Consider the following 22,517-nt stretch of genomic DNA (forward strand, 5'->3'; position numbering starts at 1 on the left):
GCGCCTAATTCTCGAGCGTCGCCCGCATCAGGTAGACGTTGTAGTCGCTCCAGGTGGAGATGGTGAAGTACAGCTCCCGCCCGGTCGACCACGGATGGATGAATCCGCCGTACAGCTCGGCGTGATCGGCCACCGTCACCATCGGCGTGCCGCCCGACCACTCCCCCTGCGGTGAATTCGCTTCGCGCACAACGATCGCCGCCTGCGCGGTGTCCAGATAGCTCATCTGCCAGACCTTGCGCGCGGCGTCGTAGCGCACCGACAGCTCGGCGGCGGGCGCGTCGACGATCGGCGTCGCAGCGGAACTGCCTACCGCGCGCCACTTTCCGTCACTCCAGTACTGGTAGGCGCTGGTGTTGAGGACCTGATCCTTGGCCACCCGGGCCACCCCGGCCGCGCCGAGCCGGGTGTTGGCGGTGCCGAACATGTAGACATGTTCACCCTGCGGAACCATCGCCGTCACTTGGAAATTCGCGAGTCCGAAGATGTTGTCCCAGCGCGCGTACGGGTCCTTGGTCCAGGTCTGGCCGTGGTCGTCGGAGTAGGCGATGCCGCCATAGTTGGTGAAGAAGGTGCCCGGCACGCTGTTCCAGGTGCGCATCGACATGTAGCTCATGTACTGCCGGTCGCCGAGCGCGAAACCCGAGGTGGGAATGGTGGTTATCTCGACATTGTCGAGTTTGCGGCTGGACAGCACCTCCGCGGCGTGGCAGCGGTCGTCGGTCACCATCGAGTCGTAGGTCACGCCGTCGGACAGGTCCCGGTCGGTGCTGAAGGCCAGCACATTGCTGCGCCAGTCCCCGCCCATGCCGCCCGGCGGATGGAAGCCGCGGCCGACGGTGTCGCCGAAGGCGGTGGCGATCTCCCCGGGCGCGCTCTCCCACATGATGCCCAGGTCGGTGCCGTCGACCTGCCAGCGCTTGTCGGTGCGGTTGACCGAATTCGCACCGGTCAGCTTCGCGATCTCGCGAACCTCGCCGACGCGCGGCGCGGCCCGGCCCGGCGCCTGCGGGGCAGGCTCGGTGGGCGGTTCCACGCGCGGCGGAGCGGGCGGCACCTGGCCCGGATCCGGGCCGGGCCCGGGAACGGCGAAGTAGAAAGGATTGGGGCGCAACAGGATTTCCGGGATACCGAGCCGATTCGCCAGACTCGGCGGCGGCGCCGCGGTATCGGTGAGGTCCGGGCACGGATTCACGCACGGATCGGCGGGCAGCTGCATCCGGGTGCGCACCGGCGTGGGCTCGGGCCCCGGCGGCGGCAGCACCGTGACCACCGGATACGGGATCGGCACCTCGAGGGTCTTGGGGACCAGCCCCTCGTGCACCGGCTCCGGATCGCTCAGGCATGGGCCGACGCCCGGGATCACCTGCGCCGGTTCGGTTTTCGGGGTCGCGACGGCCACCGGATCGACTGAGCTGCACAGCACCGCGGCCCCTGCCGCGGCCAGCAGTTGCCTGGCTTTGGACACAGCGACCGACCCTACCCGGCAGCTCGTCCGATCCCGGTCAGACTTTCCGATCAAGCCGCCATCAGCGCAAATAGCATCAATTCGGAAGTCGGCGCACGATGGAAACCGTGAGTATCACCGTGAATCCTCGCCGCGCGGCCTCGGCCCTCGGCGCCGTGTGCCTGGTCGCCGGATTCGGGCTCGCCCCCGCGGCCGCCATCCTCGGCCCCGTGCCCGCCACCGCGCAGGCCGGCGAGCTGCGCGACCAAGATTTGAGACCGACCGACAAAGACAAACCGAAAAAACAGTTCTACAGCAGCTGCGCCGAAGCCAGGGCCGACGGCAACTGGCAGCTGCGGCGCGGCGAGCCCGGCTACTGGCCCTACCTGGACCGCGACGGCGACGGCATCGCCTGCGAATCCTCGGAACGCTGAGGCGCTCTGACTACGTAATCGCCTGGAACACCAGCACGGTCGCGCCGATCCGGATGACATCGCCGTCAGCGAGCAGCGCGCCGTTATCGATGGCTTCCTCGTTGACGTAGACGCCGTTGGCCGAACCCAGATCCTTGATCAGCAGTCCGGCCCGGCTCGGCATGATGTGCGCGTGATACCGGCTGGCCTTGGGGTCGTCGAGGATCAGATCGTTGTCGGTCATCCGGCCGATGCGCAGCCCGGCCGGCGGGATCACCTGCGCCCGGCCGTCGGGCAGGCGCAGCTGCCCGTTGCGGACCGTGCGCGGCATCTCGGTGACCGTCTCGGTCATGTACTTGTGCAGATCTTCGGTGCGCCGGAACTCGGTGGTGTTCAACGGTTCCTGGCGCAGCACCCGCTGCTCCAGCTCCACCAGCGCCGGTCCCGGATCGATACCCAGTTCCTCGGCGAGCACCTCTTTGACCCTGCGGGCGGCGGCGAGCGCGTCGGCTTGCCGGCCGGACAGGTACAGCGCGGTGACCAGCTGACCCCACAGCGGTTCGCGCAGCGGATGCTCGGCGGTCATGGATCGCAGCTCACCGATCACCGAAGAGTGCCGCCCGCAGGCGATTTCGGCGTCGATGCGCGCCGAGGCGGCGACCAGGCGCTCCTCCTCCATGGCGGTAGCGAAACCGTCGGCGAAACTCAGCCCCGCCAGATCGGCCAGCGCGCGACCGCTCCACTCCTGCAACGCGGTCGTGTAAAGCCGTGCGGCGCCCTCGAAATCACCGACACCGGCGGTCTTGGCCGCAGCCTCCCGGGCGGCTTCGAACCGGCCGATATCGCAGGCTTCCTCGGCGATCTCCAGCCGATAGCCCGAGGACTCCGTGCGCAGCACCGCCGCCGGATCCACACCCGAATTACGCAGCGCCTTACGGATATTCGAGACGAACACCTGCAGGCTCGCGGCGTAGGAGTCGGGCGGATCCTCGTTCCACACCATCTCGGCCAGCACGGCCGAGGACACCGCGCGCCGCCGATTGACGGTCAAGGCCGCCAGCAACGCGCGCGGCTTGGGCCCGCCGACCGCCACCGGTTCACCACCGACGAACAACCGGACGGGCCCGAGCACGCGCACATCCAAACTCATGAACTTCCTATTGCTCCCTCACCGGACCGCTTGCGACTGCTTGCAGGTCGCTCGAAAGAGCCAGCTGAATCCCTTGCCCCCGTGAGGCAAAGGATCAGGCGCTGATCGACCGTCCCGCAGACTTCAGATCATTGCACGCCTCGACGACACGCGCCGCCATGGCCGCTTCCGCCTTCTTCAGGTAGGAGCGCGGATCGTAGACCTTCTTGTTGCCGACCTCGCCGTCGATCTTCAGCACACCGTCGTAGTTGCCGAACATGTGGCCGACCACCGGACGGGTGAAGGCGTATTGGGTATCGGTGTCGACGTTCATCTTCACCACACCGAACCGCAGCGCATCCTCGATCTCGGACTTCAGCGAGCCCGAGCCGCCGTGGAAGACGAAATCGAACGGCTGTGCGTCGCTACCCAGGCCGAGCTTGGCGGCGGCCACGCGCTGACCCTCGGCCAGCACCTCGGGGCGCAGCTTCACGTTGCCCGGCTTGTAGACGCCGTGCACGTTGCCGAAGGTGGCGGCCAGCAGGTACTTGCCGTTCTCGCCGTGGCCCAGCGCGTCGATCGTCTTCTGGAAATCCTCGGGCGAGGTGTAGAGCTTGTCGTTGATCTCGGCCTCGACGCCGTCCTCTTCGCCGCCGACGACGCCGATCTCGACCTCGAGGATGATGTTGGCCGCGTGCGTGGCCTTCAGCAGCTCCTTGGCGATCTCCAGGTTCTCGTCGATCGGGATCGCGGAGCCGTCCCACATATGCGACTGGAACAGCGGGTTCAGGCCGGCGTTGACGCGCTCCTGGGAGATCGCGATCAGCGGGCGCACAAAGCCGTCCAGCTTGTCCTTGGGGCAGTGGTCGGTGTGCAGCGCGATCGTCACGTCGTACTTGGCGGCGATGACGTGCGCGAACTCGGCCAGCGCCACCGAACCGGTGACCATGTCCTTCACACCCAGGCCGGAGCCGAATTCCGCGCCACCGGTGGAGAACTGGATGATGCCGTCGCTGCCGGCATCCGCGAAGCCCTTGATGGCCGCGTTGATCGTCTCCGACGAGGTGCAGTTGATGGCCGGGAAGGCAAAGGAGTTCGCTTTGGCCCGACCGAGCATCTCGGCGTAGACCTCCGGAGTCGCGATGGGCACAGTGACAACCTCCGTATTGTGCGGCAAAAGACAATTCTGTCAGGCACACCCTAAGCCAGGGGGCGATACCCGGTACTGTGGGCCGGGTAATCGGGCTGGCGGCACTCGAACGGTGAAACGTGACGCGCGCCGGCCGACCCCGAACAGGAGGCCGCGTGAATCTGCTGGCAGCGACCGATCTACTGGCAGCGACCGATAAGTCGGTGTGGAGCAACATCCTCGACCCGATGACTCTGCTCACCGAGACCTGGCTGGCGAACGCGGTACTGCCCGCGATCCTGATCATCGTCTTCATCGAGACCGGTCTGCTGTTCCCGATCCTGCCCGGCGACTCCCTGCTGTTCACCGGCGGCATGCTCTCCGCACAGCCCAATCCCCCGGTGTCGATCTGGGTGCTGCTGCCCGCGACCATCCTGGTCGCCTTCCTCGGTGACCAGTGCGGATACTGGATCGGCCGCGGTATCGGCCCGAAGATCTTCCACAAGGAAGACACCCGCTTCTTCAAGAAGCACTACATCACCGATACCCACGACTTCTTCGAGAAGCACGGCCCGAAGACGATCATCCTGGCCCGGTTCGTCCCGATCGTGCGCACCTTCATGCCGGTGCTCGCGGGCGTCTCGCAGATGACCTACCGCAAGTTCGTCGCCTTCGACATCGTGGGCGCGATCCTGTGGGGCGGCGGCGTCACCATCATCGGCTACTTCCTCGGCAACGTGGCGTTCGTCCGCGATCACATCGAGGCGATCTTCCTGCTGATCGTGTTCGTCTCGATCCTGCCCGGCATCATGGCCGTCGTGAACAAGCTGCGTAACCGGGGCAACACCCCGGCCAAGGACATCCTCGACGCCGAGCTCACCGGCACGACAAACGAATCGACCCGCTGAGCCGGTGGCTACGGCGCCTTCACTTCTTGCGGTCGAGCCCCTCGCGGTGGGCTCCTTCGATCCGCTCCTGTCGGCGGGCCCCACGCTCGTCTGGACGGTGGTCCTCACCTTCGTCTTCCTGGAATGCGCACTGATCGTCGGGCTGTTCCTGCCCGGCGACTCGATGCTCATCACGGCGGGCATCGTCATGTCCGCGCACGCCACCGGCGAACCCCAGGTGTGGGCGCTCTCGGTGGGCGCGATGATCGCCGCGATCGCCGGTAACCAGGTCGGGTACGTCATCGGCCAGCGCACGGGCCACCATCTGGTGGCCCGGAAGAACGGCCGCTACATCAACACCCGGAACCTGGCGCGGGTCTCGGACTTGTTGCAGCGCCACGGTTTTCTCGCGGTGCTGGTCTCGCGCTGGATCCCGTGGGTGCGCACGCTGTGCCCGATGGTCGCGGGTGCGGCCGGAATGGATCACCGGAAATACACCGTGGCCAGCACCATCGGCGCGATCATCTGGGCGCCGGTCCTGCTGCTGATCGGCTACTACGCGGGCGGCTGGCTGCAGCGGGTGCCGTGGCTGATGCCCGTGGTGATCGGCACCCTGGTGATCGGGCTGATCATCGGCACCGCACTCGGGATCCGGCACTACCGGCAGGAAATGGCCAAGCCCGCCGAGGATTTCGACGTCGAAACCGCCCCCGCGGAACGCTAAAGTCCGGCCGCGGTGACCTGGTAGGCCGCTTCCATCAGCAGCCAGCCCGACAGCTGCACCGATAGGTCGCGTTCGGGAATCTCCGAGGCGGTCACCGAACCACCGGTGGTGAACAGACCCGCACCGGAACTCCCGCCCGGGACCCGGGCGGGTTTGCACCAATCGGCCCCGAACAGCGGCTCGCCCTCGACCTCGAGGCGATTCGCCCACGCCGCCGCGGCGGATTTCCGGACGATGGTGGCCGCGAGCTGCCGGTCCTCGACCTGTTCGCGGGCGTCACCGGGCAGCATCAGCGCGACCACCGCCAGATACCGGGCCAGGATCCCGTTGAACAAGCCACCGTCGCCGCCACCGCCGCCGTGGATCACGCCGCCGGTGGTCATCCGCGCGTCGACAGCGTGCAGCAGCCGATGCGCGCGCTCGACGTGCCGTGCCTCGCCGGTGTGCACCGCGAGCTCGGCCTCCAGACCCAGCACCACGCCCTGGCAGTAGCTGAAGGTCGGGCGTTCGATCACCCCCGACGGGAGATGGATGCCATCCAGGATCAGACCGGAGTCCGCGTCCCGCAGGTTCTCCTCCAGCCAGTCCGAGATCTCCTGGGCGCGCCCGTACCGGCCGAGCCGGCACAGCGCGATCCCCGCGGGCCCGTTCGCGGGGGCGTTGTAGAAATCCGACCCGATCCGCCACGGAATACCGCCGCCCACCGCCGGATTCCACGAGTCGTAGAGCTTGTTCTCCAGCGCGATCAGTGCGCCGCGCACCTCGGTCATGCCCTGGGTGCGTTCGGCGCGTTCCAGGGCGATGGCCAGCCAAGCCATGTCGTCGTAGTACTTGTTGGTCCAGCCGGTGATGTTGCGAACCCGATGCGAGCGCACCAGCTCGCTGATGCGTTTGCGGCGGGCCGGCGTCGGCACCCGGTTGGCGGCGTCGACCGCGCAGTCGATCAGATGCGCCTGCCACCAGTAATGCCAGTAACCGAAGGTGCGTTCCCGCTTGGTCGCGGGCCAGCCGACGACGCCGAGTTCGGTGCCCGGGAAAGCCCAGAGGGCCCGCAGATGGCGGGAGATGATCGCGGATTCCGCCATATCGGCACGCTCCGACCACAGTTCGGGCGTCGATGCAGCGTCCTGCCCGGTATTCGGGCTTCGCGATGTCATCTCTCAATGGTGCCAGCTCGCAAGCACATTACGTGGCCTATTTGTTATCGGAGCCGCTACCAGGAGGTGGACAAATCGGCGTGCTGCCGGACCCAGGCGTGCATGGCGATACCCGCCGCGACACCGGCGTTGATACTGCGGGTGGATCCGAACTGGGCGATCGAGACGGTCATCGCGGCCGCGTCCTTGGCGTGCTCGGTGACGCCGGGGCCCTCCTGCCCGAACAGCAGCAGGCAGTCGCGCGGCAGGTCGGCGGTTTCCAGCGGCACCGCGCCCGGCACATTGTCCACAGCTACGACGGTCAGCCCGTGCCGTGTGGCGTAGTCGAGCAGTTCGGCCAAGTCGGTGTGATGTTCGAGATGCTGATAGCGGTCGGTCACCATCGCGCCGCGGCGATTCCAGCGGCGGCGGCCGACGATGTGCACCGCGGCCGCGGCGAACGCGTTGGCGGTGCGGACCACGGTGCCGATATTGGCGTCGTGCCCGAAATTCTCGATGGCGACGTGGAACGGGTGCCGGCGCCGGTCGATGTCGGCGACGATGGCCTCGCGAGTCCAGTAGCGGTAGGCGTCGACGACGTTGCGGCGGTCGCCGTGCGCGAGCAGTTCCGGGTCCAGACGCGAGTCGTCCGGCGGCGGAGTGCCGAATTCGTCGGACCACGGCCCGACACCGTGCGGATGCTCGCCCCATTCGGTGGGTCCGGGGATCTGCTCGGCGGTGTCGGGCTGCGGGTGAGTCACTCCGACGATGCTAATTCCAGCGCTGCGACGTCAGTAGCCGGAGCTGGCGCTGAAGACGCCCAGGACGATCGCGAAGATGAAGAACAGGATGCCCAGGGCGATCAGCGCGGAGCCGACGATGCCCAGGATGAAACCGGCCTGCGCCTTGCCGCGGCCACCTATGGCGCCGCCGGAGGCGTCGATCTCGTCCACGGCTTTCTTGCCCATGATCCAGGCGAACGGCGCGCAGAGCCCGCACAGGGTGACGCCGAGGATGCCCAGGATCAGCACCAGGGTCGCCTGCGGATGCTCCTGCTGACCGTAGGGGCTGCCGTACGGCGCGGCGCCGTAGGGCTGCTGACCGTATGGCTGCTGCCCGTAAGGCTGCTGGCCATAGGGCTGCTGACCGTAAGGCTGCTGCTGGGCGTAGGGGTCGGACTGTTGTCCGTACGGCTGCTGTGGTTGCTGCGCGTGCGGATCGGATTGGCCGTACGGCTGCTGGCCGTACGGCTGTTGCCCATAGGGCTGGTCCGGCTGGTCGGACTTGTCCATCGACGGCGGAAAACTCATGAGGAGATGTTAGCCGTCAGCGTTCCGCTTCGGTGGGTCTGCGACATCACAGGGATATGCCGACTGCGATGAACATGGTGAGGAAGAACGCCACGGCGAGGCTGAGCAGGACAGTGGCGATGATGCCGCAGACATAGCCGGCCTGGGCATTACCCCGGCCTCCGAGCGCGCCCCCGGACGCATCGATTTCGTCCATCGCCCGCTTACCCATCACCCACGCGACCGGGCCGAGCACCACCAGCAGCGGGCACGCGACGTAGCTGAGCAGGGCGACGATGCCGAGCGCCATGGCTGTGGTGGCCTGCGGATGATCCGGCGGCCGGACATAAGGTGGGTAACCGTAGTACGGCTCCGGATACGCGTTCACCCCATCGATCGTACGAGGTGTAGCTGGCACCACCATGGTTTCGGCGGACAGCTCCCTCGAAAGCCGTTGCCACACCGACAAGCATGGAATACATGACCGAGACACAGGCCGAACCCACCGTCGTGCTGGACCCGCAGCCGTCCGCGCCGCCGCTGTGGCGCACCGTGCTGAGCGCACCGATCCAGGCGCGGACCTGGAAGGAATTCGCCTATCTGCTGGCGGTTTTCGTGCTCGGGCTGGTGGTCGTCACCTATCTGTTCGTGGGCCTCGGCGGCGGTCTGTTCGTCTCGCTGACGATCATCGGTATTCCGCTCCTGGCGCTTGTGCTCCTGGGCGGCCGCCCCTGGGCTTGGATCTACCGGGGGCTGGCCGAGACCCTGCTCGACACCCCCGTCGAATCGCCGCCGCCGTTCGCGCCGCAACCCGGCGTCTTCGGCTTCCTGAAGAGCGCGTTCACCGATCGGCCGAGCTGGCGGGCGCTGGTGTTCCTGGTGATCCAGGTTCCGCTGGGCATCGTGATCGGCTACCTCGCGCTGGTGGTCGCGGCGATGGTCGTGTTCGTCGCGATCTCCCCGATCATCTGGGGCGTGTTCCGGCCGGTCAACGCCGACGAGAACGGCGTCCCGCGCAATTCGATGATGCAGTTCGGTTCGTTCTACATCGATACCTGGCCCCGGGTGCTGGGTGTCGGTGCGATCGGCGTGCTGCTGTGTTTCGCGCTGCCGTGGCTGCTGCGCGGCATCTGCCTGGTGCATCGGGCGCTGACGATCGCCTTGCTCTCGGCCACCGTCCGCGACAAGCAGCTGGTGGGGTTACGGGCGAGCCGCCGGGCCGCGGTGGACGACGCGGCCGCGACGCTGCGCCGAGTGGAGCGTGACCTGCACGACGGCGCCCAGGCCCGGCTGGTCACTATCGCCATGGCGCTGGGCCGCGCCGAGGAACGCCTGGACGCCGGCGCGGATCCGCGCGATCTCATTGCCAACGCGCACGCCAGCTCCAAGGAAGCACTCACTGAACTGCGCGAGCTGGTGCGCGGAATCCACCCGCCCGCACTGGAATTGGGCCTGGAACCGGCTCTGGAAACACTGACCTCACGCTGCGCCGTGCCGGTGGACCTGCGGGTGACGCTGCCACAGCGCCCCAGCCCGGCCATCGAGGCCATCGCCTACTTCTCGGTCGCCGAACTGCTCACCAATGTGGTGAAGCACGCGCACGCGGATCGGGCCTGGGTATCGGTGGTCCCGCATGACGCGCGCACCATCGCGATCACGGTGCGCGACAACGGAATCGGCGGTGTGCTGCCCCCGGGTGACACGGAAACAGCTGGTGGCAGCGGACTTTCCGGCTTGGCGGCGCGGTCGCGCGCGGTCGACGGAACGCTGACCGTGGACAGCCCGACCGGCGGCCCGACCGTGGTGACGCTGCTGCTACCGAAGGTAGGCCCGTAATGACTACCCCCTTACGCATTGTCATCGCCGAGGACAGCGCGATCCTGCGCGACGGCCTGGCCGGTCTGCTCGCCGAACGCGGGCACGAAGTGGTCGCCATGGTGGGCGACGCGTCCACGCTGAGCGATGTTGTCGGACAGCACAATCCGGACGTTGCCGTGGTCGACGTGCGGATGCCGCCGTCCTTCACCGACGAGGGCCTGCTCGCCGCCATCGAACTGCGCCGCAAGTACCCGATGACCGGGGTACTGGTGTTCTCGCAGTGGATCGAAACCCGCTATGCCACCGAACTTCTCGCGGGCGGCGCGAGCGGTGTCGGCTACCTGCTCAAGGACCGGGTGGCCGACGTGCGCGAGTTCGTCGATGCCCTGCAGCGGGTCGCCACCGGCGGCACCGCCCTGGATCCGGAAGTGGTGAGTCAGCTGATGGGCGCCTCCCGGCAACAGGATTCGCTGGCCCGGCTCACCCCGCGGGAACGCGAAGTCCTCGAACTCATGGCCCAGGGCCTGTCCAACAACGCCATCGCCGAGTCGCTCACCGTCACCGAACGGGCGGTGGAGAAGCACATCGGCAACATCTTCGTGAAACTCGATCTGCCCGTGTCGGATACCCATCACCGGCGAGTGCTCGCCGTGCTGCGCCTGAAGGGCTGACAGCGCTCGGCGTCAGGGTCGCACCGACTTGCTCCGCACGGAGCGAGTCTTACGAGCGACCGTTCGCGGCCCGTCTCGCATCCGAGTAGCCGAAGCGCATGCGCCGAAGGTGCGAGTCTCGGCTGCTCGGATGCGAGACAATAGGGGCCGCGAACCCCCCAGTGCCGCAGGCGCTGGAAAAGGATAGAGCATGGATCACGGGCGCATTCTTCGCACGGTACTCGGCATCACGGCCGGGTACCTGATCCTGCTCGGCCTGTGGCTGGGCTGGCTCATCCACCGTGCCCCGCCCGGCACCGTGCCCTATCAGATCGTGGCCATGGTCGGCCTGTTCGGCTCCTGCCTGGGCTTGGGCATGCTGCTGGCCACCCGCCCCTCCCGCGCCGATCGCGAACTCTGGCAGCACGGCCTGGAAGGCTGGGCCACGGTCAAAGGCCGCCGCGCCCTCGAACGCACCGACCACCACAGCGAAATGACGCAGCTGGAACTGGAACTCACCATCCCGGGGGCCGAAACCTACACCGGCTCGATCACTTTCGACCTCATGCCCGCCGACAGCCCGAAACTGGCGGTCGGCGAGACCATCTCGATCCGGGTCGACCCCACCAACCGGGACCGCATCATCCTCGTACTGTGACCTGGTGGGCCCGCGGATCGGCCAGCAGATACTGCGCGGCCGCGTAGGTCGTCAGGATGACGCCCTCGGTGACATGCCGGGATCGCGCACTGCGCGCGAACAGGCGGCGCAGCACGATCAGGCCGTCGGACACGGTGAACAGTAAAGCGCCGAGCCCCAGGCGGCTGCGCGGGTCCGCGCCGGGGATATTCAGGCCCGCAATGTTTTTCGCGTCGGGAGCCAAACCAGGGTCCGAGGCCAGCACGGCAGCGGTACCGAGCGTCGCACCGTAGGCGGTCAAAGGCGTTGCGACACTGGGCGCTTTGGTCCGCAGCAGCACACTCGCACCGAGCCAGGCCGCGACCCGGGGCAGCGCGATAGCGGGCAACGGCCGCGCACCCTTGCGCAACCACAGCGTCGAATACCCGGTCTGCATCACCGCGAACGACGACGCACCCGCGATCAGGCGGCGATCGTTGTCGGGATCGATCAGCAGGATGTCACCGACCGTGGCCGCCGCCAGCGACCCGAGCAGCACCTTCCGATCGGTGGCCTCGATATCCACGCCGGAGGTCGCCACATCCGCGGCGAGCAACGGCATCATCAGCGGCTTGGCGACCCACTGCAATTTTTCCCTGCCGGTCACCGCGCCATAGACGGTGACCGCCGCGGCCGCGAGAAATCCGGCCCGAAATGCACGCATGGAAACCTCAGAAGCTCGGCTCGGCCGGGGCGGGCGGCAGGATGACGACCTGGCCCGCGTAGCTCAGGCCCGCGCCGAATCCGAGCAGCAGGGCCGTCTGCCCGCCCTTGGCCTTGCCGCTGACCAGCATTTCCTCGATCGCCAGCGGAATGGACGCGGCGGAGGTGTTGCCGGTGTTCTCGATGTCGTTGGCCATCGGGATGTCGTCGGCCAGGCCCAGGTTCTTGCGCATCAACTCGTTGATGCGGGCATTGGCCTGGTGCGGCACGAACACCTCGATGTCTTCCTTGGCGACGCCGGACATCTCCAGCGCCGAGGCCAGCGCGCGCGGCAAAGTGACCGCGGCCCAGCGGAATACGCTCGGCCCCTGCATGCGCAGCGACATCCGGCCGATCGCCTCGAGCTCGGGGTCGGTGCCCTGCAGGGCCTGCGCCTTGTTCATGTACTCCAGGAAGTCGACGTCCTGGGAGATCGCTTCGGCGTGCTCGCCGTCGCTGCCCCACACCGTCGGGGAGATGCCGTTCTCCTCGCTCGGGCCCACGACGACCGCGCCCGCGCCGTCACCGAAGATCATGGCGGTACCGCGGTCGGTCGGATCGAGCCCGACGGTCATCGTTTCCGCGCCGATCACCAGCACGTATTCGGCGGAGCCCGCGCGGATCAGGTCGGCCGCAACGCCGAGGCCGTACCCGAAACCGCCGCAACCCGAGGTCAGGTCGAATGCGGGGACACCGTTGATACCCAGGTCGTGGGCGATGGCGGGAGCGCCGTGCGGGGTGAGCTTGAGCCAGCTCGAGGTGCACAGGATCACCGCGCTGATCTTGGACCGGTCGAGACCGGTGTTGTTCAGCGCGCGCTCACCGGCCGCGGCCGCCATCGAACGCAGCGTCTCGTCGCCGCTGATCCAGCGGCGATTGCGGATACCCGTGCGCTCGAAGATCCACTCTGGAGTGGAATCGAGCACCGCGCACACCTCGTCATTACTGACGATGCGCTGCGGACGGTAGGCCCCGATTCCGAGCATCGCAACGTTCTCGCGATTTTTGTTGACAGCAATGCTCACCATGGGTGACTCACACGACCCTTCACCGGACAACCCTTTAAACCGTGCCCAGGCTAACCCAGGGCAAGGTCTTTCAAACCGAGGATAGATCGATACTCCAGGCCCTCGGCCGCGATCACCTGATCGGCGCCGGTTTCCCGGTCGACAACGGTGGCCACACCGACGACGGTAGCGCCCGCGTCTCGCAGCGCGCGCACTGCGGTCAGGGGCGAGTTGCCGGTGGTGGTCGTGTCCTCGACCACCAGCACGCGTTTGCCCACGATGTCCGGGCCCTCGATCTGGCGCTGCATGCCGTGGGTCTTGGCGGCCTTGCGCACCACGAAGGCGTCGATCGGACGGCCCGCAGAGTGCATGACGGCCATCGCCACCGGGTCCGCGCCCATGGTCAGGCCGCCCACCGCGTCGAAGTCCCAGTCCGCGACCAGTTCCCGCAGCAACCGGCCGATCAGCGGGCCGGCTTCGTGGTGCAGGGTGGCGCGGCGCAGGTCGACGTAGTAGTCGGCCTCCTTGCCGGAGGACAACGTGACCTTGCCGTGCACGACCGCCAGCTCGCGCACCAGCGCGGCCAGCTTGTCGCGATCAAGCAGGGTTGCCTCGCTCATTTTTTGTTATGTCCTTCCGCGTGAATTGAACAGGCCGCGACTCATGCGCACCTGCAGGGCTCGCGGAATCATGCCAGCCGCCGTGGTGAGCACCTTGTACTGCACTCCGGGCACCGACACCACCCGGTCTTTCTCCAGATCGTCCAGAGAACCGTTGACCACTTGCTCGACGGATAGCCACATCGCTTTCGGCGTCGAGGACATCTCGATGCCGGCGCGCTCGTGGAACTCGGTACGCACGAATCCGGGGCAGAGCGCCTGGATCCGTACACCGGTTCCGGCGAGGCCGCCCGCCAAGCCTTCGGTGAAGGATACGACGTAGGCCTTGGAGGCCGAATAGGTCGAGCCCCGTCCGGGTACCAGGCCCGCGACGCTGGCCACGTTCACGATGGAACCCTTGGCCGCGGCGATCATGGCGGGCAGGGCGGCGTGGGTCAGTTGCAGCACCGCGGTGACGTTGACGTCGAGCTGGGACTGTAATTGCTCGTAGGGCAGGGTCCAGAATTCGCCCTTGTGCGCGAATCCGGCGTTGTTGACCAGGAATTCGATGCCCTCGGCGGCCCGGGCCGCGACCCGCGCGCGATCCTTCGCGTCGGACAGATCGGCGCCGAGCACCTCCGAGCGAGTGCCGAATTTGCGCTCCAGCTCCCCGGATAGCGCGGTCAGCCGGTCGATGTCGCGGGCCACCAGCACCAGGTCGCAGCCGAGCGAGGCCAGGCGGGTGGCGTAGCCCTGGCCGATGCCGGAGGTGGGCCCGGTGATCAGGGCGACCGGACGGGTGGCGCCGGGCAGGCGCGCGGAAGCAGCACTTTCGGTCATCACGACCACATTCCAATCAGGGAATTATTTCGGAACCGGACCCTGGTACGGACGGAAGCCAGGGTGAAACGGTCCGCCGGGCTGAGGCGCCTCGTCGCGCCGGGGTTCATCGTCTTCGTCGGCGCGCTCTTCGCGCGCCCGGGAACGAGCATCGGGGACCACGGCCAGCGAGGGCCGGCGCGGAGGCTCCTGGGTGCGGGGCTCCGGTTCGTCGTCGAAGTCGTCGGCGTAGGCCCGCTCTTCGAAATCCTGGTCGTCGAAATCCCGATCGTCCTCGCGTTCCGGCGCACTCGGCGGACGGACGCGCGTCGCACCGGCCGGGGCCTCGAACTCCGGATCCTCGTCCTCGCTCTTGCGCGGCCGCGGGCGGCCCGGATCGTGGCCGGTGGGGTTGGTGCGCGGATCGGCGACCGGCGGCAGCACATGCAGCAGACCGGACAGCCGCAGCACCGCGTCGATCGCGGTCTCCCAATCCTTGGCGGAGGTGCCGATGGACAGCATGCCCAGCGTCCAATTGCCTTCGGACCACAGCATTTGCACCGTGTCGGGCAGCGTCTCGATGAAGGCGACCATCCGCTGATCCACGGCGTGCCTGGCGATTTCGGGGTTGGTGGCGAACACCACTCGATCACCGATCGCGCCGAGCAGCTCCAGATCGGCATCCTTCGGCGGCGACGCCGACTTCAGGCGCATGTCCACATCGATATCGGAACCGATCTGCCGGCGCACCGCGACCAAGGTCGCCGCGTCCTCCAGATCGAACAGAACGAACTTCTCGCCCTTGCGAATTCCGGATACCACGTCCACGGCGGACAGGTAGCCGAGCTTGGCCAGCGCACCGCGCCGCCAGGTGGAAGGCAGCGCCGGTTCTACCGACACATACGTGTAGCCCTGGGCTTTCGCCCAGACCTGGCGTGCGTGACCGGTCCGCTGCCGCTGGACCCGATCGAAATACAGCAGCACGATCGCACCTATCAGTGCGATCGCCGCCAACCCGAACCACAATGCCGTCATCGCCGTCTACCTTAATGGGCGCAGCCCGGCAGAGTTCGTCATTGCGGGCGCGCCGAGCCGAGGACCCTTTCCAGCGACCTGCGAGCAGTCACTGGCGGTATCACCGAGGGCCGCCGGGCAGCGCGGTGCTGATGATGAACTTGGCCAAGATGGACCCGTCCGGATTCTTGTCACCCTGCACCATCACTATGTCACCGACGGGCAGGTCCGACACCTTCGCGCCGGACAGCGAAATCACCTGTGTCATGTCATTGGTGTGCACGGTGACGCTGCCGCCCGAGGCGGAATCCAGGGTGAGCGTGCCGCCGGCGTTCGCGTTGATGGTGCCCATGGTCGCGCCGAGGTTGTCGAACCCGGGCACGCCGGGGATCCCGGTGGTCGTGCTCTGTCCGGACTGCGGGGGCAGCGTGGGCACCGTGTAGACCTGCGGGACCGTGGTGTTCGCCGCGTTGGTCCCCGACCCGGAATCGCGCCCGCCCAGCAGCGCACCCGCCACCACGCCGGCCACCGCGATCAGCGCGATCACACCCAGCGCCAAGGCGATCCAGAGCCCGGTGTTGCGTTTCGGCGGCTGCGGCGGACCGGGCGGCGGCGCATTCGGCGGCATTGCGCCGGGCGGCACCGCACCGGGCGGGACCGGGCGCTGCGCCTGCACGGTCGGATGCGGGTATTGGTTGCCGTAGCCGCCGCTTTCGTAGGCGCCCCACTGGCTTTCGGCCCGCGGGAGTTCCTGGGTCGCGTTCGGCGGTGGCGGCGTCCACGCGCCGTACTGCTCGGTCGACGGGTAGACCGACGGTCCCTGGCCGTACTCGGGTGGCGCCGCCGGCGGACCGAGGTGCTCGGTCGGTGCGTCCTCCGGACGTTGCCCCCAAGGATCCTTCGGGTTCGTCATGACCTCCAGGGTAGGCGCGCGAGGACGGTCCGGCCGTGAGGTCGGACCGCGCTGTCGCTGCTGGATCCCGGCGTTCGCCGGGATGACGGCGTCAGGCCGCCGTCACTTGCCGACGACCAAGGTGTCGCGGTTCTGGTCCAGATCGACCTTGACCGTGTCGCCGTCCAGCACCTCACCGGCCAGCAGTTCTTTGGCGAGGGTGTCGCCGATCGCCTGCTGGATCAGCCGGCGCAGCGGCCGCGCGCCGTAGACCGGGTCGTAGCCGCGCATGGCCAGCCAGAGCTGGGCCGCCTCGCTCACCGCGAGCGTCAACCGGCGCTGCGAGAGCCGCTTCTGCAGCTGCTGCAGCTGGATGTCGACGATGGAGCGCAACTGGTCCTCGTCCAGATGATGGAACATCACCACGTCGTCGAGGCGGTTGATGAACTCCGGCTTGAACGCCGAGCGCACCGCGTTCATCACGAACTCCGGATCGCCGCCCGCCCCGAGGTTCGAGGTCAGGATCAGGATGGTGTTGCGGAAATCGACGGTGCGGCCCTGGCCGTCGGTGAGGCGGCCCTCGTCGAGCACCTGCAGCAGGATGTCGAAGACGTCCGGGTGCGCCTTCTCGATCTCGTCGAACAGGATGACCGAGTACGGCCGGCGCCGAACGGCTTCGGTGAGCTGGCCGCCCTGGTCGTAGCCGACGTATCCGGGCGGGGCGCCGACCAGGCGGGCCACCGCGTGCTTCTCGCTGTACTCGCTCATGTCGATCCGGACCATGGCGCGTTCGTCGTCGAACAGGAAGTCCGCCAACGCCTTTGCCAGCTCGGTCTTACCGACACCGGTCGGTCCGACGAACAGGAACGAGCCGGTGGGGCGATTCGGGTCGGCGACACCGGCCCGGGCGCGACGCACCGCGTCCGACACGGCCTGCACGGCTACGGCCTGGCCGACCACGCGGCGGCCGAGCTCGTCCTCCATCCGCAGCAGCTTCTGGGTCTCGCCCTCGAGCAGTCGACCGGTCGGGACGCCGGTCCAGGCCGACACCACGTCGGCGATATCGTCCGGCCCGACTTCCTCCTTCAGCATGATCTCGCCGTCGCCGGCCGCGGCGGACGCCTTTTCGGCCGCGGCGAGCTTCTTCTCCAGCTCCGGGATCCGGCCGTAGCGCAGTTCGGCGGCCTTGCCCAGATCGCCGTCGCGCTCGGCGCGCTCGGATTCGCCGCGCAGCGACTCCAGCTCTTCCTTGAGGATCCGGACCTGGTCCAGCGCGCCCTTCTCGTTCTGCCAGCGGGTCATCAGCTGGTTCAGTTTTTCCTTGCCGTCGGCGAGTTCGGAGCGCAGTTTCTCCAACCGGATCTTGGAGGCCTCGTCGGTCTCCTTGCTCAGCGCCATCTCCTCGATCTCCAAGCGGCGCACCGAGCGCTCGATCTCGTCGATTTCGACCGGGCGCGAATCGATTTCCATGCGCAGCCGGGAGGCGGCCTCGTCGACCAGGTCGATCGCCTTGTCCGGCAGGAAACGCGCGGTGATGTAGCGATCCGACAGGGTGGCCGCGGCGACCAGCGCGGAGTCGGTGATGCGCACGCCGTGGTGCACCTCGTAGCGCTCCTTGATGCCGCGCAGGATGCCGACGGTGTCCTCCACCGAGGGCTCCCCGACCAGCACCTGCTGGAAGCGGCGCTCCAGGGCGGCGTCCTTCTCGATGTGCTTGCGGTATTCCTCCAGCGTGGTGGCGCCGACCAGGCGCAGCTCGCCACGCGCCAGCATCGGCTTGATCATGTTGCCCGCGTCCATCGCGGATTCGCCGGTGGCACCCGCGCCGACAATGGTGTGTAGCTCGTCGATGAACGTGATGACCTGGCCCGCACTGTTCTTGATGTCCTCGAGCACGGCCTTGAGCCGCTCCTCGAATTCACCGCGGTACTTGGCGCCGGCCACCATGGCGCCCAGGTCGAGCGAGACGACGTTCTTGCCGCGCAACGACTCCGGGACGTCACCGGCCACGATGCGCTGGGCCAGGCCCTCGACGATGGCGGTCTTGCCGACGCCGGGCTCACCGATCAGCACCGGGTTGTTCTTGGTACGTCGGCTCAAAACCTGGATGACACGGCGGATTTCGGAGTCCCGCCCGATGACCGGGTCGAGTTTGCCCTCACGGGCCAGTGCCGTCAGATCGGTGGAGTACTTCTCCAGCGCCTGGTAGCTGCCTTCCGGATCGGGAGTGGTGACCTTCGCGCTGCCGCGCACGGTGGTGAAGGCCTCGCGCAGCGCATCGGCGGTGGCTCCGTACTTTTTCAACAGCATGGTCACATCGGAGTCACCGCTGGCCAGGCCGACCATGACGTGCTCGGTGGAGACGTACTCGTCGCCCATCTCCTTGGACAAATGCTGGGCGGCGGTGATGGCGGCCAGGCATTCGCGCCCGAGCTGCGGGGTGGTGGTGGCGCCGCTCGCGCGCGGCAGCCGATCCACGATGTCCTGGGCCTCGCGCCGGACCGCGGCCGGATCCACTCCGACGGCCTTGAGCAAGGGCGCGGCGATGCCGTCGGTTTGATCCAGCAACGCCACCAGCAAGTGCGCCGGACGAATCTCCGGGTTGCCCGCGGCGGAGGCCGCTTGCAGAGCGGCGGTCAGAGCCGCCTGGGTCTTGGTGGTGGGATTGAACGAGTCCACGGTCACCTTCCTACTGGTCGAGTTGGTTCCACACATCCAACGCCGGAAAGGTTGAGTCTGTTCCGCTCAAGTTTGCAAATTTTCAGCTACCTGCCGGAGGGGCTGCTGACCAGCACCAATCGTCCACGCTACGCCGCACCCGGGTCGAATGCGATGAATCCCGGCGCCGGTGGTGTAGGGATTCATAGGACGGTTCTGATTATTGGTTGATGGGTCATATTCAGCTCGAATCGAGGAGCGGAACGATGCGCGCAGTCGTAATCAATGAGTTCGGAGCAACCCCTGAATTGACCGATATGCCGGTCCCCGAGCCGGGTGCGCGAGCAGTCCGCGTGCAACTCGAGGCCGCCGGCGTCAACCCCTTCGACAGAAAAATCGCCGAGGGCATCCTCGACGGAAAGCTACCGCAGGACTTTCCCCTGATCCTCGGCGTAGACGGGGCGGGCACCGTGGTCGAGACCGGCGCCGAGGTGACCCGCTTCGCGGTCGGCGATCGAGTGGTCGGCAAGTTCCTGGCCGACCGAGCCGGACACGGTTCCTTCGCCGAATACTCGGTCCTATCCGAGGACGCCACCCTGGTCCGGATTCCCGACGGCATCGCCACCATGGCCGCCGCGGCCATCCCGACCGCGGGCGTCACCGCCCAGGATCTGGTGGACGCCGCCAAGATCGAGCCGGACGAGACCGTGCTGATCGTGGGCGCTACCGGGGGCGTGGGCGTCTTCCTGGTGCAGCTGTCCAATCTCGCGGGCGCGCAGGTCATCGCGACCGCGCGCGGTGCGGCGGCCGATCAGATGAACCGGCTCGGGGCAGCGGAGACCATCGACTACACCGAGGGTTCGGTGGCCGAGCAGATGACGGAGCGGTATCCCGACGGCATCGACGTGCTGTTCGATCTGGTCAGCCCGCCCGGGGAGCTAGCCGAGCTGACCGCCCTCGTGCGCGACGGCGGCACCGTCTTCAGCACCATCGGGGCGGCGGACCAGCCCGCGCTGCTGGACCGCGGCATCAAGGGCGGCAACTTCGAATCCAACGGCGCGGCGCCGGAATTGGCGCGACTACTCCGGCGGGTGAGCGACGGTGACGTAGTGATCCCGATCGAGTCCACGGCGCCGCTGGCCCAGGCCGCCACGGTCATCGCCAAGCCCGGCGCACGCGGAAAAACAGTCCTGAGCATCTGACCATCGACCCAAGCGTTCACTTCCCTTCCAGGCCCGCTGACAGCCCGGTTTGCCGACAGATTACGGTTGGGCCCGGTCCTACGCGGCCATACCCTGACGACCTCCGGTTTTTCCTGGATACTGGTGGAAACACGGCCGACGGGTATGTCCCTGGGCAAGACGAGGGAAAGGAAGCTCCACGTCGTGGATGCGCGTTCAGCAGCGCTGGTCCGCGCCAACTTCCGATCGGTGACCGACGCACCGAACGGACCCGAGCGGTTGATCAGCACGTTCTACGGCTTTTTGTTCGCCGAGAACCCCCAGCTCCGAGAGCTGTTCCCACCCGCGATGGATATGCAGGCCAAGCGGGTGTGCACCGCGATCCAGTTCGTGCTCGATCATCTCGAAGACTGGGAGCGGGCACAGACGTTTCTCGAGCAGCTCGCCCGCGACCACCGCAAATACGGCGTCGAGGCATCGCACTACGACGCGGCGGGACACGCGTTGCTGCAGGCGTTCCGGTCCTACAACGGCGCCGGCTGGAATCGCGAGCTGCACGAAGGCTGGCGCGATGTCACCATCCTGATCTCGGCGTCTATGGCCATCGGTACCAATTCCGATAAGTCGCAACCGTTTTGGGAAGCGACGGTGGTCGGGCACCGGCGGGTGCTGGAGGATCTGGCGATCGTGCGGCTGCAGTCCGACACCCCGATCCCCTATCAAGCCGGCCAGTACGTGCCGGTCACGGTGCCGCAGCGGCCGAAGATGTGGCGCTACCTCTCCCCCGCGATTCCGGCGAATCCGTACGGGGAGATCGAATTCCACGTCCGCAAGATCCGCGGCGGGTGGGTCAGCCCGGCCATCGTCAACGAGACGAAGGTCGGGGACCGCTGGCAGATCGCGGCCCCGCTCGGCGGCCTGCACGTGGACCGGGAGAGCGGTCGCGACGTGCTGCTGATCGGCGCGGGCACCGGCATCGCCCCGCTGCGCGCGCAGCTGATCGAGATGGGCCAGCGCGGGGTGAATCCGCGCGTGCACTTCTTCATCGGCGGCCGCTACCCCTGCGACCTGTACGACGTGGAGAACATGTGGCAGCTCTCGCAGAGCAACCCGTGGCTCACCATCGTCCCGGTCTGCGAGCAGAAGACCAACCCGTGGTGGTTCCCCCATCCGCCCGCCGAGGAGCCCTACGGCATGCACCGCCGGCTGACCGGCAACCTCGGTGCGGTGATCGCGAGCTTCGGCGCGTGGGAGGACCGGCAGATCCAGATCGCCGGGTCGGCGCGCATGATCGCCGACACCCGTCGCGCCCTGATCTCGGTCGGCACCCCGGAACACATCATCAGTTCAGACCCCGTGTAAAGCGAGACACCCCTTGGAGATCGATCCCAGCCTCATCGCGCCCCCGGAGTGGCGGGCGACCGTTGTGGGGCATCACCGGTTGCGTCATGACCTGGCGGTGATCCGCCTGATCGGCGAGTTCGTGCCGTTTACCGCGGGGCAGTCGGTGGAGGTCCGGGTGCCGCAGCAGCCGGAGGTACGGCGGCGGTTGTCGCCCGCGCTGCCGCCGTCGCTGGACGGCAAGCTGGAATTCCATGTGCGCACCGTGCCGGGCGGCTGGCTCAGCAGCATCCTGGTCACCGAGACCCAGCCCGGTGACGAATGGCGGATCGCCGCGCCCGCGGGCATGTTTCAGGTGGATCCGGCCGGTGACGAGATCGTCATGATCGCGGGTGGCACCGGTTTGGCGCCGATGCGCTCGCAGATCCTGGAGCTGGCCCGGCATCCGGAACCGCCGCGGACTTATCTGTTCTTCGGCGGTCACAGCCCGCGCGACCTGTACGCGGGGGACATGCTGACCCTGCTCGCCGAGGAATTGCCTTGGCTGACAGTCGTTCCCGTGGTGGACAGCCTGGAGGATCCGGGCTGGGCCGACGACTGGTACGAGCATTCCCGCGTCGATATCGGCTTCGCGCCGGAGGAGCTGTTGCAGGGCACGCTGGCCGAGGTCATCGGCACGCACGGCGCCTTCGACTCGCACCAGGTGCTGGTCTGCGGTTCACCCGCGATGGTGCACGCGACCGTCAGCCGCCTGCTGGAGACCGGCACCCCTCCGGAGCGCATCCAGTTCGAGGGGCTGCAGTAACCGGACCATTCGGTCTCATTTATTACGAAGCGGCTACATCGTGGCCGGGAGTGGGTCGGCTGACGAGAATGGCTGATGGCGACCGACGGGGTCTGCGGAATAGATCGCGCAGGTAGCCGGTTGAGCAGAACTAGATGTTGAGCGCGTCCGACTCAAGTTTAAGTTGACTCCCGGCGCAGCCGAGGGCAGGATTGAGCGGAC

23 protein-coding genes are annotated in these 22,517 nt (G+C 67.4%); 9 read left to right on the forward strand and 14 right to left on the reverse strand.

The window, feature by feature from the left end; genetic code table 11:
* Positions 1–4 precede the first annotated feature (4 nt).
* Positions 5–1,468, reverse strand: coding sequence for a DUF4185 domain-containing protein (locus IBX22_RS15935; protein WP_375540243.1), 1,464 nt, complete (start codon positions 1,466–1,468; stop codon positions 5–7).
* Between the two features lie 107 nt (positions 1,469–1,575).
* On the opposite strand from IBX22_RS15935, the gene IBX22_RS15940 reads away from it, so the two are divergent.
* Positions 1,576–1,881 carry an excalibur calcium-binding domain-containing protein gene (locus tag IBX22_RS15940; RefSeq protein WP_309234635.1) on the forward strand — a complete coding sequence of 102 codons (306 nt, stop codon included), beginning with the start codon at positions 1,576–1,578 and terminating at the stop codon, positions 1,879–1,881.
* A 10-nt stretch (positions 1,882–1,891) separates the two neighbouring features.
* Here IBX22_RS15940 and IBX22_RS15945 read toward each other — a convergent pair whose 3' ends face one another.
* Together IBX22_RS15945 and fbaA are read right to left on the reverse strand one after the other, a co-directional pair.
* Positions 1,892–3,010 carry a BTAD domain-containing putative transcriptional regulator gene (locus tag IBX22_RS15945; RefSeq protein ID WP_194816354.1) on the reverse strand — a complete coding sequence of 373 codons (1,119 nt, stop codon included), beginning with the start codon at positions 3,008–3,010 and terminating at the stop codon, positions 1,892–1,894.
* Positions 3,011–3,104: 94 nt separating this feature from the next.
* Positions 3,105–4,139 (reverse strand): class II fructose-bisphosphate aldolase, encoded by a 1,035-nt coding sequence (gene fbaA / locus IBX22_RS15950; protein WP_194816355.1) that lies wholly within the window; start codon positions 4,137–4,139, stop codon positions 3,105–3,107.
* A 227-nt stretch (positions 4,140–4,366) separates the two neighbouring features.
* Here fbaA and IBX22_RS15955 point away from each other — a divergent pair, with 227 nt between their 5' ends.
* Positions 4,367–5,026: a DedA family protein gene (locus tag IBX22_RS15955; RefSeq protein WP_194817718.1), complete on the forward strand. Its 660-nt coding sequence runs from the start codon at positions 4,367–4,369 to the stop codon at positions 5,024–5,026.
* A 46-nt stretch (positions 5,027–5,072) separates the two neighbouring features.
* A complete protein-coding gene (locus IBX22_RS15960) occupies positions 5,073–5,729 on the forward strand; it encodes a DedA family protein (protein WP_194817719.1) in 657 nt (218 codons plus the stop codon).
* Here the strand turns inward: IBX22_RS15960 and IBX22_RS15965 are convergent.
* The 4 genes from IBX22_RS15965 to IBX22_RS15980 all read right to left on the reverse strand — a co-directional run bounded on the left by IBX22_RS15965 (position 5,726) and on the right by IBX22_RS15980 (position 8,542).
* Complete coding sequence (locus IBX22_RS15965; protein ID WP_194817720.1) at positions 5,726–6,814, reverse strand: glycoside hydrolase family 76 protein; 1,089 nt, start codon at positions 6,812–6,814, stop codon at positions 5,726–5,728. The two genes, IBX22_RS15960 and IBX22_RS15965, sit on opposite strands and share 4 nt — an antisense overlap.
* Before the next feature lie 128 nt (positions 6,815–6,942).
* On the reverse strand, positions 6,943–7,626 hold the full coding sequence (locus IBX22_RS15970) for a TrmH family RNA methyltransferase (RefSeq protein ID WP_194816356.1): 684 nt from the start codon (positions 7,624–7,626) through the stop codon (positions 6,943–6,945).
* Positions 7,627–7,656: 30 nt separating this feature from the next.
* On the reverse strand, positions 7,657–8,175 hold the full coding sequence (locus IBX22_RS38150) for a DUF4190 domain-containing protein (RefSeq protein WP_305082258.1): 519 nt from the start codon (positions 8,173–8,175) through the stop codon (positions 7,657–7,659).
* A 46-nt stretch (positions 8,176–8,221) separates the two neighbouring features.
* On the reverse strand, positions 8,222–8,542 hold the full coding sequence (locus IBX22_RS15980) for a DUF4190 domain-containing protein (RefSeq protein WP_309234636.1): 321 nt from the start codon (positions 8,540–8,542) through the stop codon (positions 8,222–8,224).
* Between the two features lie 92 nt (positions 8,543–8,634).
* Between IBX22_RS15980 and IBX22_RS15985 the strand changes: the two genes are divergently transcribed.
* The 3 genes from IBX22_RS15985 to IBX22_RS15995 all read left to right on the forward strand — a co-directional run bounded on the left by IBX22_RS15985 (position 8,635) and on the right by IBX22_RS15995 (position 11,280).
* Positions 8,635–9,990: a sensor histidine kinase gene (locus tag IBX22_RS15985; RefSeq protein WP_194816358.1), complete on the forward strand. Its 1,356-nt coding sequence runs from the start codon at positions 8,635–8,637 to the stop codon at positions 9,988–9,990.
* A complete protein-coding gene (locus IBX22_RS15990; protein ID WP_194816359.1) occupies positions 9,990–10,643 on the forward strand; it encodes a response regulator transcription factor in 654 nt (217 codons plus the stop codon). The genes IBX22_RS15985 and IBX22_RS15990 overlap by 1 nt, the downstream gene beginning before the upstream one ends.
* A gap of 190 nt (positions 10,644–10,833) precedes the next feature.
* Positions 10,834–11,280, forward strand: a complete 447-nt coding sequence (locus IBX22_RS15995) for a hypothetical protein (RefSeq protein ID WP_194816360.1) — start codon at positions 10,834–10,836, stop codon at positions 11,278–11,280.
* On the opposite strand, the gene IBX22_RS16000 is transcribed toward IBX22_RS15995, so the two are convergent.
* The 7 genes from IBX22_RS16000 to clpB all read right to left on the reverse strand — a co-directional run bounded on the left by IBX22_RS16000 (position 11,264) and on the right by clpB (position 19,010).
* On the reverse strand, positions 11,264–11,962 hold the full coding sequence (locus IBX22_RS16000; protein WP_194816361.1) for a lysoplasmalogenase: 699 nt from the start codon (positions 11,960–11,962) through the stop codon (positions 11,264–11,266). The two genes, IBX22_RS15995 and IBX22_RS16000, sit on opposite strands and share 17 nt — an antisense overlap.
* 7 nt (positions 11,963–11,969) lie before the next feature.
* Entirely contained in the window at positions 11,970–13,028 is a 1,059-nt protein-coding gene (locus IBX22_RS16005; protein ID WP_194816362.1) for a beta-ketoacyl-ACP synthase 3, read from the reverse strand.
* Positions 13,029–13,078: 50 nt separating this feature from the next.
* The gene (pyrE, locus tag IBX22_RS16010) at positions 13,079–13,612 is read right to left on the reverse strand and encodes an orotate phosphoribosyltransferase (protein WP_194817722.1); all 534 of its coding nucleotides are present in this window, start codon (positions 13,610–13,612) and stop codon (positions 13,079–13,081) included.
* A gap of 21 nt (positions 13,613–13,633) precedes the next feature.
* Entirely contained in the window at positions 13,634–14,446 is an 813-nt protein-coding gene (locus IBX22_RS16015) for an SDR family oxidoreductase (RefSeq protein ID WP_194816363.1), read from the reverse strand.
* Between the two features lie 24 nt (positions 14,447–14,470).
* On the reverse strand, positions 14,471–15,451 hold the full coding sequence (locus IBX22_RS16020) for a hypothetical protein (protein ID WP_375540267.1): 981 nt from the start codon (positions 15,449–15,451) through the stop codon (positions 14,471–14,473).
* Between the two features lie 109 nt (positions 15,452–15,560).
* Complete coding sequence (locus tag IBX22_RS16025) at positions 15,561–16,352, reverse strand: DUF5666 domain-containing protein (RefSeq protein ID WP_194816365.1); 792 nt, start codon at positions 16,350–16,352, stop codon at positions 15,561–15,563.
* 102 nt (positions 16,353–16,454) lie between these two features.
* On the reverse strand, positions 16,455–19,010 hold the full coding sequence (clpB, locus tag IBX22_RS16030) for an ATP-dependent chaperone ClpB (RefSeq protein WP_194816366.1): 2,556 nt from the start codon (positions 19,008–19,010) through the stop codon (positions 16,455–16,457).
* A 245-nt stretch (positions 19,011–19,255) separates the two neighbouring features.
* Between clpB and IBX22_RS16035 the strand changes: the two genes are divergently transcribed.
* From IBX22_RS16035 to IBX22_RS16045, 3 genes are all read left to right on the forward strand, one after another.
* The gene (locus IBX22_RS16035) at positions 19,256–20,191 is read left to right on the forward strand and encodes an NADP-dependent oxidoreductase (RefSeq protein ID WP_194816367.1); all 936 of its coding nucleotides are present in this window, start codon (positions 19,256–19,258) and stop codon (positions 20,189–20,191) included.
* A 183-nt stretch (positions 20,192–20,374) separates the two neighbouring features.
* Positions 20,375–21,532: a globin domain-containing protein gene (locus IBX22_RS16040; RefSeq protein WP_194816368.1), complete on the forward strand. Its 1,158-nt coding sequence runs from the start codon at positions 20,375–20,377 to the stop codon at positions 21,530–21,532.
* A 13-nt stretch (positions 21,533–21,545) separates the two neighbouring features.
* Positions 21,546–22,316, forward strand: coding sequence for an FAD-binding oxidoreductase (locus IBX22_RS16045; protein WP_228538833.1), 771 nt, complete (start codon positions 21,546–21,548; stop codon positions 22,314–22,316).
* Positions 22,317–22,517: the final 201 nt, after the last annotated feature.

The organism is Nocardia sp. XZ_19_385 (assembly GCF_015355755.1).
In the GTDB taxonomy this organism is placed as follows: domain Bacteria; phylum Actinomycetota; class Actinomycetes; order Mycobacteriales; family Mycobacteriaceae; genus Nocardia.

Excerpts from the sequence above, each read along its gene's own strand:
- IBX22_RS15945 (WP_194816354.1), bottom strand. The coding sequence starts at position 3,010 with ATGAGTTTGGATGTGCGCGTGCTCGGGCCCGTCCGGTTGTTCGTCGGT.
- IBX22_RS15955 (WP_194817718.1), top strand. The coding sequence starts at position 4,367 with ATGACTCTGCTCACCGAGACCTGGCTGGCGAACGCGGTACTGCCCGCG.
- IBX22_RS15965 (WP_194817720.1), bottom strand. The coding sequence starts at position 6,814 with ATGGCGGAATCCGCGATCATCTCCCGCCATCTGCGGGCCCTCTGGGCT.
- IBX22_RS38150 (WP_305082258.1), bottom strand. The coding sequence starts at position 8,175 with ATGAGTTTTCCGCCGTCGATGGACAAGTCCGACCAGCCGGACCAGCCC.
- IBX22_RS15985 (WP_194816358.1), top strand. The coding sequence starts at position 8,635 with ATGACCGAGACACAGGCCGAACCCACCGTCGTGCTGGACCCGCAGCCG.
- IBX22_RS15990 (WP_194816359.1), top strand. The coding sequence starts at position 9,990 with ATGACTACCCCCTTACGCATTGTCATCGCCGAGGACAGCGCGATCCTG.
- IBX22_RS15995 (WP_194816360.1), top strand. The coding sequence starts at position 10,834 with ATGGATCACGGGCGCATTCTTCGCACGGTACTCGGCATCACGGCCGGG.
- IBX22_RS16000 (WP_194816361.1), bottom strand. The coding sequence starts at position 11,962 with ATGCGTGCATTTCGGGCCGGATTTCTCGCGGCCGCGGCGGTCACCGTC.
- IBX22_RS16005 (WP_194816362.1), bottom strand. The coding sequence starts at position 13,028 with ATGGTGAGCATTGCTGTCAACAAAAATCGCGAGAACGTTGCGATGCTC.
- IBX22_RS16015 (WP_194816363.1), bottom strand. The coding sequence starts at position 14,446 with ATGACCGAAAGTGCTGCTTCCGCGCGCCTGCCCGGCGCCACCCGTCCG.
- IBX22_RS16025 (WP_194816365.1), bottom strand. The coding sequence starts at position 16,352 with ATGACGAACCCGAAGGATCCTTGGGGGCAACGTCCGGAGGACGCACCG.
- IBX22_RS16035 (WP_194816367.1), top strand. The coding sequence starts at position 19,256 with ATGCGCGCAGTCGTAATCAATGAGTTCGGAGCAACCCCTGAATTGACC.